The following is a 13,572-nucleotide window of genomic DNA, read 5'->3' on the forward strand; positions in this document are numbered from 1 at the left end:
CCTATCAGTAGCTCGGCGGCAGCGGGCACGCCCGCGGGGTCGTCGCGGTCGTGCGCTCCGCTGCCAAGAGCGCAAGGTTCTGCTCGATGCCGGGCAAGTGCGGATTGGCGTTGCAAGCGCGAAGGTAGCTTGCCTCCGCGCTCTCGAGATTACCGAGCAGCTGTTCGACGGCGCCGAGGCTGGCGTGGGCCTCGGACAGCTCCGGAAACAAGCCGGTGGCGCGGATGTAGGCAGCTCGCGCTTCGGTCAGCCGCAGCTGCCGGCGCCGTTCGTTGCCGACGTTGTATTCGACGACGCCCAGGACCTCGGACTGGCTGAGTGGACGCGCGTATTCGCGCGCCGAGCCGCCCGGCACCGGAAAGCGCTGGCCGTACCACGCGTCCGGCATCGCCTCACCGGCGCGCAGCAGCTCCACGTTGCGCGCGCCGCCCTGCTCCTGCACCCGCACGTAGAAGTGCCCAGGCATCATCACCCCGGACGCCGAATGGCCGAGCGCGTCAGCCAGCGCGAGAAACAAGGTACCAAGGCCTACGCAGCTCCCGCGGCGGCGCTCGAGCACGCCGGGCAGGCACACGAAGGCCAGATTCGTGTCGGCCACCTCGCGCACGAAGCTCCAACGACCGAACAAGAGCTCGCTCAACACCGTAGCAGGTGAGCGCCGGGGAGACGAAGCGAGCGCGCTCTCCGCCTCGTCGACGAGGCGCGAGAGCTCCGTCAGGCTCCAGGTCACCTGGCTCTCGTCGACGAACGCGGTGTCACGGGCCAGGCCGATCAGGGCGCGGCCGAACGCGAGCTCTCGGCGCGGAGCGCGAAAGCAGCCGCTGCCCGCGAGCAAGAGCAGGAGCGCGCGGCGCTTCATGGCTTCTTCAGCGGCTCCCAGTCTTCCCAGTAGTTGTAGAGATCACGCGCCGTCATCATCCAGATGACCAGCTTCTTCGTGCCGAGCGCCTCGACGCTGCGGCGCAGCAGCTTTTGCCGGACGTTGGGGCCGCCGCCGTAGCTCATGACCAGGTCGAGCGGATAGGCGATGCCACGCGCGAGGTGCGCCGAGACGCCAGCGTGCTCGGCGTCCGTCAGCTGATAGACGGCGGTGAAGCTGTCGCCCAAGAGCACGACCGGGCTCTCCGGGTCGTCGTCGTACGGCTTGCCGTCGGCGACGACCTGGTGCGCCACGAGCGTCTCAGGCGCGTATTTTTTCTGCTCGGCTTCCGGCAGTCGCGAATGCAGATCGCCGAAACGGGTGAAGCTGGCTTCGCGCAAGTCGTAAGCGCGCTTCTGCCTGGCGAGCTCGGCGTACCAGGGGTACTTCTTCACGCGGGCGGCCAGGAGGTCCGCGGCCAAGCGCAGCCCACGGTCGGTCCAGTGCGTGTCCTGGCGCTGGAACAGAAGCGGCTCCGCTGCGCTCGTGACCTTCGCCTGCAGGAACGCCGGCAGCAGGTCCACGGTCTCCACGCCTTCCTTGCCGAGCCTCTCGATCAGCTTGCGGAAAGCCGGATTGATGACCTGACCCGAGAGCGCCGTGAAAGCGGGGTCCAACTTCTCCGGATACACCTCGAGCTTCGTCGGGACCGGAACGAACAAGAAGTCGACCCCCTGCTCGTCGAGCAGCTTCTTGAACTCGAGGATCACCGGCAGCGGGTTCTTTCCCTTGCGTTGCTGCTCGAGATCACCACCGCTGACGTATTCGAGGTCGTTGCGGTAGAACAGAAAGCCATCTCGCCCAGCCAGCGCCTTGACCTTCGGCGGCATGCCCTTGAGCCGCTTCTTCAGGGCGTCATGGGTCGGCCTGAGCTTGGCCATCCACGTCGGCCAAGAGCCGCCCGCCTCGGCCAGCTCGCGCTGCACCGTCTCGAGCCCCGGCGCGGGGTTCGGCGACGGACGTGTCTTGCTCAGCCGAAGCGCCGGCTTCGCGGGCGCGGCGGCCGCGAGCGCCGCGCCTTCGCCACGCACCAGAAAGACGTTGTACGTGGCCTTGCCTTGCGGCTTGCCGCGCAGCACGATGGTCGGCGCCGGAAAAGCGCGCCCGCCCAGCTCTTGCTTGATGTAGGGCTCGGTCTGCGCGTCCGGAAAGCTCGGTCCCACCGGCATGAGATCGGTGTTGAAGGACGGGTACCAATACGACGAGAGCTGGTTCGCCCAGGCCTTCACCTCGCTCGGCGACAGCACCGGCGCCACGTAGTCCTTCTGAATCGCAGCCACGAGCACGGGAGTGACGACGCCAGGCGCCACTCGGCCATAGATCTCGGGAAAGCCGTCCCCGTCCTGATCGGCGGAGCCCGCAAAGGGCTTGAACCAAGGCTGAAACTCCACCTTGGCCCACAGCTCCACCGCGCCCGACGCGGCCTGATGAACGAACACCTCGCTCAGGAGCTGGCCGGAGGTGCCGGGCGGCAACTGCAGGCCCCACCGCTCGCTGCGCACGGCTGAGCCAACCTCGGCCAGCGCTTCGGCCCCCGCTACCTTGCGCGCTTGCAAGAACTCCGAAAGCGGCGCGAAGGCCAGCGCTTGCTGCTGCTCGGCCGGCGAGAGCGGCGTCTTCGCGAGATCGCTCGTCAGGCTGCCCTGGTCGAGCTGCCCCGCGAACGCGCGCGAGGTATCGGGCGTGCCCGCGGCCGACATGGGCGTCTCTGGCTCCGGGTCGGCGATCATGAAGTTGCTGTGATAGGCGGCGTAGTCCAGCGCGGCGCGCGTCGGGCGCGCCACCTCACGCACCCAGATCTGCGAGCGCGTTCGCGCATAGCCTTCGTTCAGCGTACGGACGTGAGCGTGCTCGACGCGCGTGCCCGCTGTCGCATCACCCCAGGGAAACTTCGCAGCCCCGGCGTGACAAGCGACAATGCCAAGCGCCGATGCGGCGAGCGAGCCCCAGACCCCAAGCGCGCGCTTACGCTGCGTCATAGCGACCTCGACGGTAGTTCCACATCACGCGAAGCACCCGGAGCCCGTACGTCAGCGGGTTCAGGTGCGAGACCTCGTCCCCGTAGTGCGTGGGCACCGGCGCCTCGCCGACCGAAAGCCCACGTGCCCGCGCCGAGGCGATGACTTCCAGATCGAAATCGAAGCTGTCAGACAGGCCGTGAAACGGCAGCGCCAGCGCGCGCGGCCCATAGAGGAGGTAGCCGCTGTGGTAGTCCGTCATCGAAAGCGACAGCGTCCGGTTCTCGATGCGGTTCAGCAGCGCATTGCCGACGTACTTGTAGAGGGGCATACCCCCCTGCAAGGCCGTGCCCGCGGCGATGCGCGAGCCCTGCAGCAGATCGAGCCCGCGACGCGAGAGCTCCCCGATCAGCCCAGGCAAGGCCTCGGGCGCATACTGACCGTCGGCGTGGATACAGGCGACCAGGTCCGGCGCATCGGCGCGCGCCTTGGCCAGACCGTCCTTCATCGCCGCGCCGTAACCGCCGTTGCTGCGCCGCCGGAGCAAGCTAAGGCGAAAGGCCGGCGAGCTGTAGCGCTCGACCCGACGGGCCGTGTCGTCGCGACTGCCGTCGTCGACGACCACCACGTGGGTGAGCCCCGACGAGGCCAGGCCGCCGACGCGCTCCAGCACCGACTCGATGTGCCGGGCAGCGTTGTACGCAGGGATGACGACCGTCACCTTCATGCGGAGCTCGCGAGCTGCGAGAGCGAGGATGCCGCGGCGACGCGACCGCCGTAGCGCTCGACGTAGTCGTTCACGATCGGCGGCAAGGAGGCAGCCAGGCGTCGCTGGGGCTTCCAGCCGAGCAGCCGCTGCGCCTTCTGAACGTCGGGGACGCGCTCCTGCGTGTCGTCGTAGCCGGGGCCATAGAACTCGGCGGCCGACACCGCGCGAAACTGGGCAGGCGCGCGCTCGGGTAACCGCTCAGCGAAGGCGTCGGCCAGCAGCCGAGCGAGCTCCGCGATACTGACGTCATTGTCCGGGTTACCGATGTTGAAGATCTGACCTCTACTCTGCTTCGGCCGCTCGAGCACGCGGCACACGGCTTCGACCATGTCGCTCACGTCCATGAACGCCCGCCGTTGCGCGCCGCCGCCCACGAGCGGCAAAGGCTCCCCTCGCAGCAGCGCGCTCATGAAGCTGGCCAGTACGCGGGGTGTCCCCTCCCCGTCGATGCCGGGCAGGAAGTCCATGCGCGCGCCGATGGTGTTGAAGGGCCGGATGATCGTGAACGGCAGCGCGCCGTGCTGGCCGTGCGCCCAGATCACCCGCTCGAGCAGCTGCTTGGCGCACGAATACGTCCAGCGCTCGCGCCCCACCGGGCCGAGCAAGAAGCACGAGTCATCCTCGTGCATACGCGCGGCCGGCTGCCCCTGCGCGTCCAGCGCGGCGCGCCCGTAGACCTCGGCGGTCGAGAAATGAATCAAGCGCACGGCGCGCTCCGCGCAGCGCTTCACGAGCGGCAACAGGTGCGTGAAGCTGGCGTCGATGACCTCCAGCGGGATGGTCGAGTACTGGGCTGGGTTGCAAAGCGCCGTGAGCGAGATCACGACCTGACAGCGCTCGGTCACGTCCTCGACGAGCCCCGGCGCCTCGACGCGCGCCTCGATGCGCCGTACGCGCGCGTCCCAACACTCGAGCTTGGTCAGATCCACGTCGACGGCGTCGACCTGGCAGGCGAAGCGTTCAAGCAAAGCCGGCACCAGGTGCGAGCCGATGAAGCCGCCCGCGCCGACCACGGCGATGCGCGTTTCCCTCACGGTGAGCCGCTCCCGCCGGACGGAATGAAGACGTCGGGCCAGCGATCATTGGCCGAGTTGTAGGTGAGGCGCGCGGCCTTTTCGGGCGGCGTGCCCACCTCCCACAGGTAAATCTCGTAGTCGGCGGTGTCGTGGTCGTGACCGCGCTGGGTGATGCCCCAGACCATCCATTTTCCGTCGCGCGACAGCTGCGGGAAGTACTCGTGCGAGCGGCGACCCGGCAGGTCCATGAACTGGAGCTTGTCCAGGTCGACGTCCTTCGGCGGCGTGCCGTCATCGATCGGCATGCGCAGCACCCGGCTATCGCCGTTCCCGGTCGGGTGAACCCAGTAGATGGCCGTTTGATCCGGCGTCCAGTTCACCTGGCAGCCCAGCCCGGTCTGGGTCCAGGCCTTCTTGGCGATGTTCCAGATGCCGGTCTCGCGCTTCGAGCCGCGCAGCGTGATGGCGAGGTACTTGCCGTCGCTCGAAATCTCCGGCTGCTGCAGCAAGGCGCCGTCCAGATCGGATACGCCCTCGCTGTCCATCAACTGCGTCTCTTCGCCGCTGCCGAGCTTGCTGCGAAAGACCTTCGTGCCGCGCACGAACAGGATCTCATCCTCCGAGATCCAGCTCCCCCAGCTCGCGCCCTCGACGACCTTCTTCGGCTCGGCGCCGTCAGGCTTGACCGTGTAGATGTCCCACTTGTCGCTGGCGTTGGCGTCGCGTTCGCTCACCCAGCCTTGTTTGCTGCGGCAAAACAGGATTTGCTCGCCGCTCGGAGAGAACCTCGGAAACCAGTCGACCTCGTCGCCCTTGGTGATCTGTTTGACGTCCGAGCCGTCGGTCTTCATCGTGAACAGGTCGTGATTGCCCACGCGGGAGCTGGACCAGACGATGGTGCCGCTGGCCTTCCCGCCGACCTCGCGCATCAGCGCGACGTCCTCCGCGGGCGGGGCTTCGTCGGCCCCCTTCGGGGGCTCGCCCGAAAAGGCCGAGCATCCGAGCACAGCCGAGCAGCACAGAGTACCAATTTGCTGCAGTGGGAAACGCAGGCTCATCTAAATTGTCCTTTCTCGAGCTTCACTCGCGCGGGGTGCGAGCGTGGCCGCCTCGACGGCGGGTGAAGGAAAACAGCGACGCAACCCGGCGCGCACGCCGAGCGGCGCGTAGCCGAGGTCGTTCATGGCTTCGGTCGGGTCGAGATCGGCGTCGTTGACGATGCCGGCTATCGCGCTCGAGGTGAGCGGGGGCCGCCTCATGAACGCGGGGAGCACGGCCGCCAGCGCCCGGCACGCCCACACCGGCAGGTGCAAGAACGGCCGAGGCCGATCGTGATGAAGCAGCAGCAGCTCCGCGAGCTCGCGAATCGAGATCACCTCCGCGCCGCTGAAGTTGTAGGTCTTGCCGTGCGCGATCGGCGCATCGGCCAGCCGCACGAGGCCGTCGACGACATCCTCGGCCCAAACGGGCCTCTTGAGCGCGCCACCGGCGCCGATGAACGGCACGACCGGAAACCGCCGCAGGTAGTCGAGGAACATCAGGAGCTCCTGACCGCCGCCCTGCTCGTAAACCAGCGTGGGCCGCACGATCGTGTAGGCGAGCCCTGAGCCCTGGACGAGACGCTCGGCCTCGAGCTTGGACTCGGCATAGCGCGTCCGACGGGGGTAAACGACGGAGGCCGACGAGACGTACACGAAGTGCGGCACCCCCGCTCTTCGCGCCTCCGCAACAAGGTGCGCCGTGCCGTCGCGGTTGACGCGCTGAAACATCGTGGGGTCGTGGGTAATGATGATGGCGGCCAGGTGGTAGACGAGGTCGACGCCGCGACACACGCCGGCCAATGTGCTCGGATCGCTGATATCGCCTTCGCGCACGTCGCAGCCCAGCGCATCCACGCGCGCCCGCGACGGATCACCGGGCAGTACGAGCGCTCGCACTTGCCAGCCCGCTCTGCGCAGCCGCGCCGTCAAGCGGGCGCCCATCACGCCGGCGGCGCCAGTGACCAGGGCTGTCGGCATCCTACGGAGCCCCCGCAGGCTTGGGAGTCGGGAAATCCAGCGGAATCCAGTCTCCGACCGACAGCTCGCGCGCAGCGAACTCCCAGACCACCACGCGCTTGCCCGCCAGGCGATCTTGGCCGGCGTTCAGCGCGCGCGCGAGCGCCTGGCGCGTAGCGAAGGCGCCGGAGTCGTTCTGCGCGATCACGTCGATGGGGCGACCAAGCGCCAGGGCCAGGTGCGGGGCCAGGCCGGACGCGTTGCCCCAGCCCATTCCCTCGAGCGTGAAGATGTTGGTGAAGCTGTCGCCGAGCAGGAGCACGTCGGCGCTCTCGTCAGGCTCCCAGGGCGTGCCGGCCGCGTCCTGCACCTGGTGCACGACCACGCTCTCCGCTTGAAACAGGCTCTGATCGTCGGGCAGCTTGAGCATGTCGACAAGATCACCGACGCGCGAAGCCGGCTGCGGAGCGCCGCGCAGCACGGGCTTCTCTGCCAGCTCTGGCAATACCCCAAGCCCGATCACGAGCTGGCCGAGGTCGGCGGCGATGCGCTCCATGTAGCCGGGCGTAAAATGCGTATCTTGAGCCAGGAAGAGCGGCTCGGTACGGGGCTCGGGCACGCTGCGGCGCGCGTCGAGCACGGCCACGCCGGCTGCTCGAAGCTCGCTCAGGAAGCGGTCGTAGTCGACATTCTGCGCCATCTCGACGCGCCCATCACGCCCAAGAAGTGGACCCGGCTCGATCCCAGCCTTGTCCGGCATCGGCAGGAGCACGAGGCGGATCCCGCGTTGCGCGAGCGCTTGCTGGAACGCGAAGATGGCGGGTCGCGGATCCGGGTGGATGGGCTCCTGGCCTGCGTCGAGGGCTTCCCTGGCGCGGCCCCGCAGCACCTCGGGCTCCAGGAATCCGGGCCCGCCGACGTGCTGCACACCGGGCGTATAATAGAGCCAGCCGCCGTGTCCGACGACCGCGAGCTTGTTGCCCACACGAGCTAGACGGGTGAGCAGCAGCTGCACGCGGGGCTGGACCCAGGACTTGGCGTACGAGGCATCCTCGATGCCCTTCTCGATCTGACGCAGGTTCTCGGCCGTCGGTGGGCGGCGCACCAGATCCACGAGAGGCGACTCCTCATCCTCGCGCTTCTCGAGGTAGGCCTGCGCGAGCGGAACAGCGTAGATCGCCCCCAGAAACAGCAGCGTGAGCAGCCAGGCCGCGCCGCGGCTCACGTCGGTCGCGATGATACCGCGGCGCAGCTGCTCGTCGCCTGTGGGGTCGGTCGGACCGCCGCTGCGTTCGATGGCAGAGGACGAGGGAGGCAAGGTACTTTGCATCGCGCGGCCTCAGAACTGAAAGTAAAGGAACGGGTTGATGGTCTGCGTCCACATCATCAACGTCGCGAGCGCCATCGTGGCCGCCACGAACGCGGTACGGGGCAAGGACAAGCGCCGCGTGAGCTCCCAGCTGTTGGGCATGCCGAAGATCACGACCGCGGCCAAGGCGAATAGCCCCACGTAGTACCGCTGGTGGAATGCGCCCGCCACGACGTCCGCCGCCGGCGAAACGGCGGCGAGCCCGAACAGCGAGCCCAGGTAGGTCACCGCCTGCTCGAGCGTCTTGGCGCGGAAGAACACCCACGACAAGCACACGATCAAGAAGGTGAAGGCGACGCCGACAGCGGGTGGCAGGCGGCGCAGCGGGTGAGCTTTACCGAGCCTGCGCTCCACCCCGAGCATGCCACCGTGAATGCCGCCCCAGATCACGAAGTTCCAGCTGGCGCCGTGCCAGAGCCCGCCGAGCAACATGACAGCCATCAAGTTGGCGTACGTGCGCAGGGGGCCTTTGCGGTTGCCACCGAGCGGGATGTACAGATAGTCGCGCAGCCACGTGGACAGGCTGATATGCCAGCGCCGCCAGAACTCCGTGATGCTGCGCGACTTGTAGGGGGAGTCGAAGTTCTGGATCAGCACGAAGCCGAGCATCAGCGCCAAGCCCACGGCCATGTCCGAGTAGCCGGAGAAATCGAAGTAAATCTGGAACGCGTAGGCGACCAGCCCGAACCACGCGTCGTAGAAGTGCTTGGCTCCACCGGCGAACGCCGTATCGGCGATGTGCCCCATCGGGTTGGCCAGCAGGATCTTCTTGCCCATTCCCAGCGAGAAGAACGCGACGCCGCGCGCGAACTTCTCGAGCGTGTGCTGGCGCACGCGCATCTGCTCCTCGATCGCCGCATATCGGATGATGGGGCCCGCCACCAGGTCGGGGAAGAAGGCCTCGAAACACATGTAGTCCGTGAAGCGCCGCATCGGTCGGGCGTCGCCGCGGTACACGTCGATGGCGTAGCTCATCGCCTTGAACGTGTAAAAGGAGATGCCCACCGGCAAAACGACGTGCAAGACCGGCACGATCTGCGTCGAGCTGCCGAAGAGCGCCCCGAGCGCGTTGATGTTCTCGGCGACGAAGCCCGTGTATTTGAACGCCGCGAGCAGCCCGAGGTTGGTGACGATGGAGATCGCCAGCACCAGCTTCATCTGGCGGGTCCGCACGACCTCGGGGCCAATCACGGGCGGTAGGCCGTCGACGTCGGGCAGCCGTGACATCTTCAGGAGCAAGAGGCCGCACACGTAGTCGACGCTCGAGCCGAAGAACATGATCACGGCCCAGCTCGGGTTCGCCCAGCCGTAAAATACGTAGCTCGACACGGCGATGAGGGCCGTGCGGGCCCGGCCCGGCAGGGCGTAGTACGCGGCCAGTACCAGCGGCAAGAAGTAGAACAGGAAGATATGGCTGGAGAAGACCATCTCAGCGGCTCACGGGGCCCACGGGCGCCAGCCCTTGTCCTTCATCGTCTCGAGCGCTCGTTGCACCCAGGTGCGATGGCCGTCCAGATTGAAGTGATGGTCGTCTTGCATGCCCACGCCCTCGGCCGAGACGAGCGCGAAGTTCGACACCACGCTCGGGCACCTTTCGATCTCGGGACGGATGGCGTTCGCCACGGCGCCGCCGACCACGAACTCGCCCGAGCTCTCCACCTCGTAGTCGTTCATCAACGCAGGCAGCGTTGGCTCGCCGACGTCGTTGCGAATGGCGGTCACGAGGGTATTGATGCAGTCGGGAAAACCGGTGCGATCGGCGGCAGTGCCGTGTCGCTCGGTGATCCCGAGATAGATGAAGATACCGCCGAAGGTCACCCGCCCCTTGATGGCCTTCGGCGCGGCGATCAGCTGGTCGTAGTAGAGGCCGCCCGGGATGAACTGGGAGCAGTAGGCCGAGGGCCACCCGAACCCGAGCGAGATGAAATAGTTGTCGGGCGCGAGCATCGCGGCTTCCTTGACCAGCGCCGTACCCGGCCCGCCGGCGGCGGTGTCACCCGCGGTCTTCGGCTCGATCGCGAGCTCCGGCGCCGAGCCAGGGTGGTACATGAAGGCGTGCGGATGGGTCTCCGTGAAATGGTACGGGCGTGAGCTCTGGGGCCTCGTGGCGCGACCGGCCATGTTGGAGTGACCGATGTGAATGAAGGCGATCGCGCGCTCCTTCGGGACGTCGACGCCTCCAAGGTTGATGGTCACGCCCGAAGGCGCCGGCCCACCGCCGGACCCCGCGTCGCCGGTCCCGCTGCTCCCGCCGCCGCCGCTGCCGCTCCCCGCGGTCATCGCGCCGCCGACCGAAGCTCCACCCGTGGTGGTCCCCGCTCCAGCGCCGCTCGAAGGCCCGAAGTCGTCACCCGTCCCGGCGGCCTGCGTGTCGTGCGGGTGCTCGACGACCCCGCAGGCGAGCCCGCCGCCCAGCGCGAACAAGGAAACGAGCGCCCACCGAGACCTGGACAGGCTCACGTTGAGACGTGTTTTCATCGTCGACTCTCCTCCAAGTTAACCAAGATCCGCGTCGCTTCGGGGTCGAAAGGCCGGACGCGCAAGGCACGCCGTAGAAAGCCCAGGCCCTGCGCCGATTCGCCCCTTCGCAGGGCGATCAACGCCATGAGGTTCAGGCTCCCGACGTCGTCGTGCTGGGAAACCAGGCTCTGCCGGGCGAGCCGCTCGGCGGCATCGAGCTCACCCGCTGCAAAGCGAAGACGCGCCTCGAGGGCTCGGGCTTGCGGCGTGTCGAGGCTCGCGAGCGTACGCTCCGCTTGCTCGAGCTGACCGAGCACGCCGTGCAACGTGGCCAGGCTCAGGCGTGCCGCGGCGTGCACCTTCGGGGAGTCCGCGAAGCGCTGCCCCAGCTGGACCAAGGTGCGGTCCGTCTCGCTGGCTTCACGGAGCGGCTGCTCCGCGACGCCGGGCGTGAGGTCGCGGCGAGCAAACAGCACCTCCGACCCGTCCGTGTAGAGCAGCTTCCAGTCAGCGCTCGCGTAGAGGTGGCCAATCAAGCGCTGGTAGCGCTCGGGGAACATCACCGGCAAGACCACGTAGGCGAAGGAGTGACGCGCCTGAAACGCTTCGAAACGCTCTGGCTCGTCCGCGAGCCTCAGGTACTCGGCAAATTCGTCGGCGGTGCGCAGCACGAGCCGGGTGTCGATGTAGGGCCGAAACCGCGGATAGAGCCGCCAGATCAGGTAGCCTCCGTAATGATCGGCCGCAAAGACGTCGCCCCCGGGCAGCGCGTCGAGGCGCACAGCGCTTTCGGCCGGCACCCGGAACGGGCTCGGATCCGCCAGCGGCGGCTCGCGCGCCGCCGCCGACGCCGAGACGAGCAGCAGCGCGCTCAGGAGCGCCGCGTTGAGACCCACCGCCACGCGCAAGCCCGCGCGGCGAAAGCTCGAGACGCAAAGCCGCCGGAGCGCCGGGGCCAGATTGACCGCGAAGATCGGCGCCCCGACCCAGTACAGCAGGAGCACGTTGCGGTTGCTCATCAAGGCCAGCCCCGCGAAGCCGAGCAGCAGCAGCGCATGGCTCAGCCTCAAGCGGCGCCCGGCCAGGAGCACGGACAGAGCGAGCAGGGCCAAACACCATTTGAAGTGCCAGAACTCGCCGTCGGACAGGCGTTCGAGCTCGAAGGGCGGCAGGTTCTCCGCCACGTCGTGGGCGAAGATCTGGTGCTCGCCGGGCAACAAGCGCCCGAGCAGCAGCGCCGGCAACGCTGCGCCGCGCAAGCCGAACGGCGTGAGACACGTCGCCAGCAAACACCCCCCGAGCGTCACGAACAGCTGCTGTACCCGCGCCCACGGCGCCGGCGCACCGGCGTGCTCGCGCGCAAACGGCCACGCACGCGTCTGGCCAAAGCTCGCCCAGCCGAGCGCCGCCACCGCGTACGCCGCGATCACCGCGGGGCCAAGCGCCGAAAGGCCCTGGAAATTCGCCCAGACCAGCTGCGCCAAGGGCAATAGCAGCAGGTACCGGACCCGGCCGTCGCGCCGATAGCGCTCGAGCGCGAACAAGAAGAACGCGAGCAGGACGAGCGTGCCTATCACGGGCCGGACGAGCAAGAGCGAGCGAGCCGCCAGGAGCCCGGCGACCAGCGACGTCACGAGGAGCCCCCTCGCCCACGAGCCGCGCCGCGCCTCGAGCGCGAAGTAGAGGAAGCCCGCGCCCAGGCCGATCAGCGCGCACTTGACCAGAACGAGCCCGACGAGGCCGACCGCCTGGTGCACCGCGTACACCGCGAGCTGAAAGAGCCAGTGCACGTCGACCCAGTCACGCCCTTGCGCGCTGACCGAGAAGGGATCGGTGAACAGGAGCCCACGCCGAGCGACCATCTCGCGGCCTGCCGCGAGGTGCCACCAGATGTCACCGTCGGCCGAAGGCGCGAGCCCCGTCGAGGCCGCACCCAGGCCGAGCAACGCCGCGACGAGCGGCGTGCGATGGCGGAGCAGGGCGGCGGCGGGCAACATGACCACGTCTCAGAACGGTGAGACGGTGAAGCCGATGCCTGCCGTCCACGGCTGCAGGCCCACGCTCGGGCTGCTGCTCTCGGCGCCGTCGACGACTCCGCGCTTGTCCCAGCCGAGCGGCAGCGACACGCCCCCCAGGATCGCCAGCCAGGCGTTCGACCACTCCACGGCCAGCGTGCCGGTGACTGCCCACAGCTGCACCTCCTGGTCGAGCCCACGGTCACGATCCGCACCGAAGAAATGCGACAGCGACAGGCCGAGCGACGGCACGAGCGGCCCCCAGAAATAGCCCGAGTAGCCGTAGATCGCGGCCGCCGGTGCGCGGTAGTTGCCCAGCTCGTTCTCCCCGCCGCGGTAGCCGAACGAGCCGCCCAGCACGATCAGCCCCCACGTCTTGTCGATCGTATGGTCGAGCGTCAGGCTGCCGCTCACCTTGCCAAGGCCAAGCTGCTTTTCCTGCGTGAGATAGTCGTTCTTGTACTGGGCGTCGTGCACGCCGGTCGGGAGACCGACCTGCAACGTCAGGCTGGTGGAGTTGATCTCGCCGAAGCGCCGCGTGACGAACCCCGCGACGTCACCCACGCCGGAGTTCGAGACGTCCACGGGCAGGCCGTAGTAGTCGCGGTAGTACTTGTAGAGCAGCGGGACCACGAGCCCCACATTCCACTTCTCGTTCAAATTGCGCGAGACTTGAGGACTCAAGCTGAGGTTGTAGCCGTCGCCCAGATGCGTGTACGTGCCGAGCGTCTGCAGCTCGAATAGCCCCCCGGTCACGCTGTGGCCGATCCACTTGATTCCGCCCCCCGCGCCCGTGGAGCTGCCGGCTCCGCAGCCGCCGATCGTCTCCCAGCTCGAAAGCAGGCCTTCCAGCCGTGAAACTCGTAAAGACAGCGCTGGTCCAAGCTCGGCGAGCGCGTCGCCTCGCTCGCCGAGGGTCGCCTCCAGGCGGGCCACTCGCACATCGTTTTGCCGCGCCGCGCGCTCGGCCGCAATGAACGGAAAGCTGGCGACCACGGCCAAACTACATGTTACCAGCCAGGCGCCCGGGGCACGTAGTCGTCTGAAGTTCAAGCGAGTCTCTCCCAAG

General features: G+C 67.9%; 11 protein-coding genes. All 11 read right to left on the bottom strand.

From position 1 onward, the window contains the following. Positions 1–4: 4 nt before the first annotated feature. A complete protein-coding gene (locus tag WMF11_RS31120; RefSeq protein ID WP_437542380.1) occupies positions 5–835 on the bottom strand; it encodes a transglutaminase family protein in 831 nt (276 codons plus the stop codon). 20 nt (positions 836–855) lie between these two features. Further along, complete coding sequence (locus WMF11_RS31125; protein WP_437973316.1) at positions 856–2,898, bottom strand: alginate O-acetyltransferase AlgX-related protein; 2,043 nt, start codon at positions 2,896–2,898, stop codon at positions 856–858. Continuing rightward, positions 2,885–3,604 (bottom strand): glycosyltransferase family 2 protein, encoded by a 720-nt coding sequence (locus WMF11_RS31130; RefSeq protein ID WP_437973317.1) that lies wholly within the window; start codon positions 3,602–3,604, stop codon positions 2,885–2,887. Before WMF11_RS31130 ends, WMF11_RS31125 begins: the two co-directional genes overlap by 14 nt. Then, on the bottom strand, positions 3,601–4,680 hold the full coding sequence (locus tag WMF11_RS31135; RefSeq protein WP_437973318.1) for an NAD-dependent epimerase/dehydratase family protein: 1,080 nt from the start codon (positions 4,678–4,680) through the stop codon (positions 3,601–3,603). The genes WMF11_RS31130 and WMF11_RS31135 overlap by 4 nt, the downstream gene beginning before the upstream one ends. Next, a complete protein-coding gene (locus WMF11_RS31140) occupies positions 4,677–5,720 on the bottom strand; it encodes a TolB family protein (protein WP_437902866.1) in 1,044 nt (347 codons plus the stop codon). Before WMF11_RS31140 ends, WMF11_RS31135 begins: the two co-directional genes overlap by 4 nt. Then, positions 5,721–6,680: an NAD-dependent epimerase/dehydratase family protein gene (locus WMF11_RS31145; RefSeq protein WP_437973319.1), complete on the bottom strand. Its 960-nt coding sequence runs from the start codon at positions 6,678–6,680 to the stop codon at positions 5,721–5,723. A 1-nt stretch (position 6,681) separates the two neighbouring features. After that, positions 6,682–7,977 carry an alginate O-acetyltransferase AlgX-related protein gene (locus WMF11_RS31150; protein ID WP_437973320.1) on the bottom strand — a complete coding sequence of 432 codons (1,296 nt, stop codon included), beginning with the start codon at positions 7,975–7,977 and terminating at the stop codon, positions 6,682–6,684. A gap of 21 nt (positions 7,978–7,998) precedes the next feature. Beyond that, the gene (locus WMF11_RS31155) at positions 7,999–9,456 is read right to left on the bottom strand and encodes an MBOAT family O-acyltransferase (RefSeq protein ID WP_437973321.1); all 1,458 of its coding nucleotides are present in this window, start codon (positions 9,454–9,456) and stop codon (positions 7,999–8,001) included. Between the two features lie 9 nt (positions 9,457–9,465). Continuing rightward, positions 9,466–10,506: a sialate O-acetylesterase gene (locus WMF11_RS31160; RefSeq protein WP_437973322.1), complete on the bottom strand. Its 1,041-nt coding sequence runs from the start codon at positions 10,504–10,506 to the stop codon at positions 9,466–9,468. Beyond that, the gene (locus WMF11_RS31165) at positions 10,503–12,122 is read right to left on the bottom strand and encodes a tetratricopeptide repeat protein (RefSeq protein ID WP_437973323.1); all 1,620 of its coding nucleotides are present in this window, start codon (positions 12,120–12,122) and stop codon (positions 10,503–10,505) included. The genes WMF11_RS31160 and WMF11_RS31165 overlap by 4 nt, the downstream gene beginning before the upstream one ends. A 372-nt stretch (positions 12,123–12,494) precedes the next feature. After that, positions 12,495–13,499: a hypothetical protein gene (locus tag WMF11_RS31170; RefSeq protein ID WP_437973324.1), complete on the bottom strand. Its 1,005-nt coding sequence runs from the start codon at positions 13,497–13,499 to the stop codon at positions 12,495–12,497. Positions 13,500–13,572: the final 73 nt, after the last annotated feature.

Origin of the sequence: Sorangium sp. So ce295 (genome assembly GCF_051527405.1) — a bacterium.
Classification (GTDB): Bacteria; Myxococcota_A; Polyangia; order Polyangiales; family Polyangiaceae; genus Sorangium; species Sorangium cellulosum_B.

What these genes read in the sequence shown, in the direction of transcription:
- WMF11_RS31125 (WP_437973316.1), bottom strand. Translation starts at nt 2,898, where the DNA reads ATGACGCAGCGTAAGCGCGCGCTTGGGGTCTGGGGCTCGCTCGCCGCA.
- WMF11_RS31130 (WP_437973317.1), bottom strand. Translation starts at nt 3,604, where the DNA reads ATGAAGGTGACGGTCGTCATCCCTGCGTACAACGCTGCCCGGCACATC.
- WMF11_RS31140 (WP_437902866.1), bottom strand. Translation starts at nt 5,720, where the DNA reads ATGAGCCTGCGTTTCCCACTGCAGCAAATTGGTACTCTGTGCTGCTCG.
- WMF11_RS31145 (WP_437973319.1), bottom strand. Translation starts at nt 6,680, where the DNA reads ATGCCGACAGCCCTGGTCACTGGCGCCGCCGGCGTGATGGGCGCCCGC.
- WMF11_RS31155 (WP_437973321.1), bottom strand. Translation starts at nt 9,456, where the DNA reads ATGGTCTTCTCCAGCCATATCTTCCTGTTCTACTTCTTGCCGCTGGTA.
- WMF11_RS31160 (WP_437973322.1), bottom strand. Translation starts at nt 10,506, where the DNA reads ATGAAAACACGTCTCAACGTGAGCCTGTCCAGGTCTCGGTGGGCGCTC.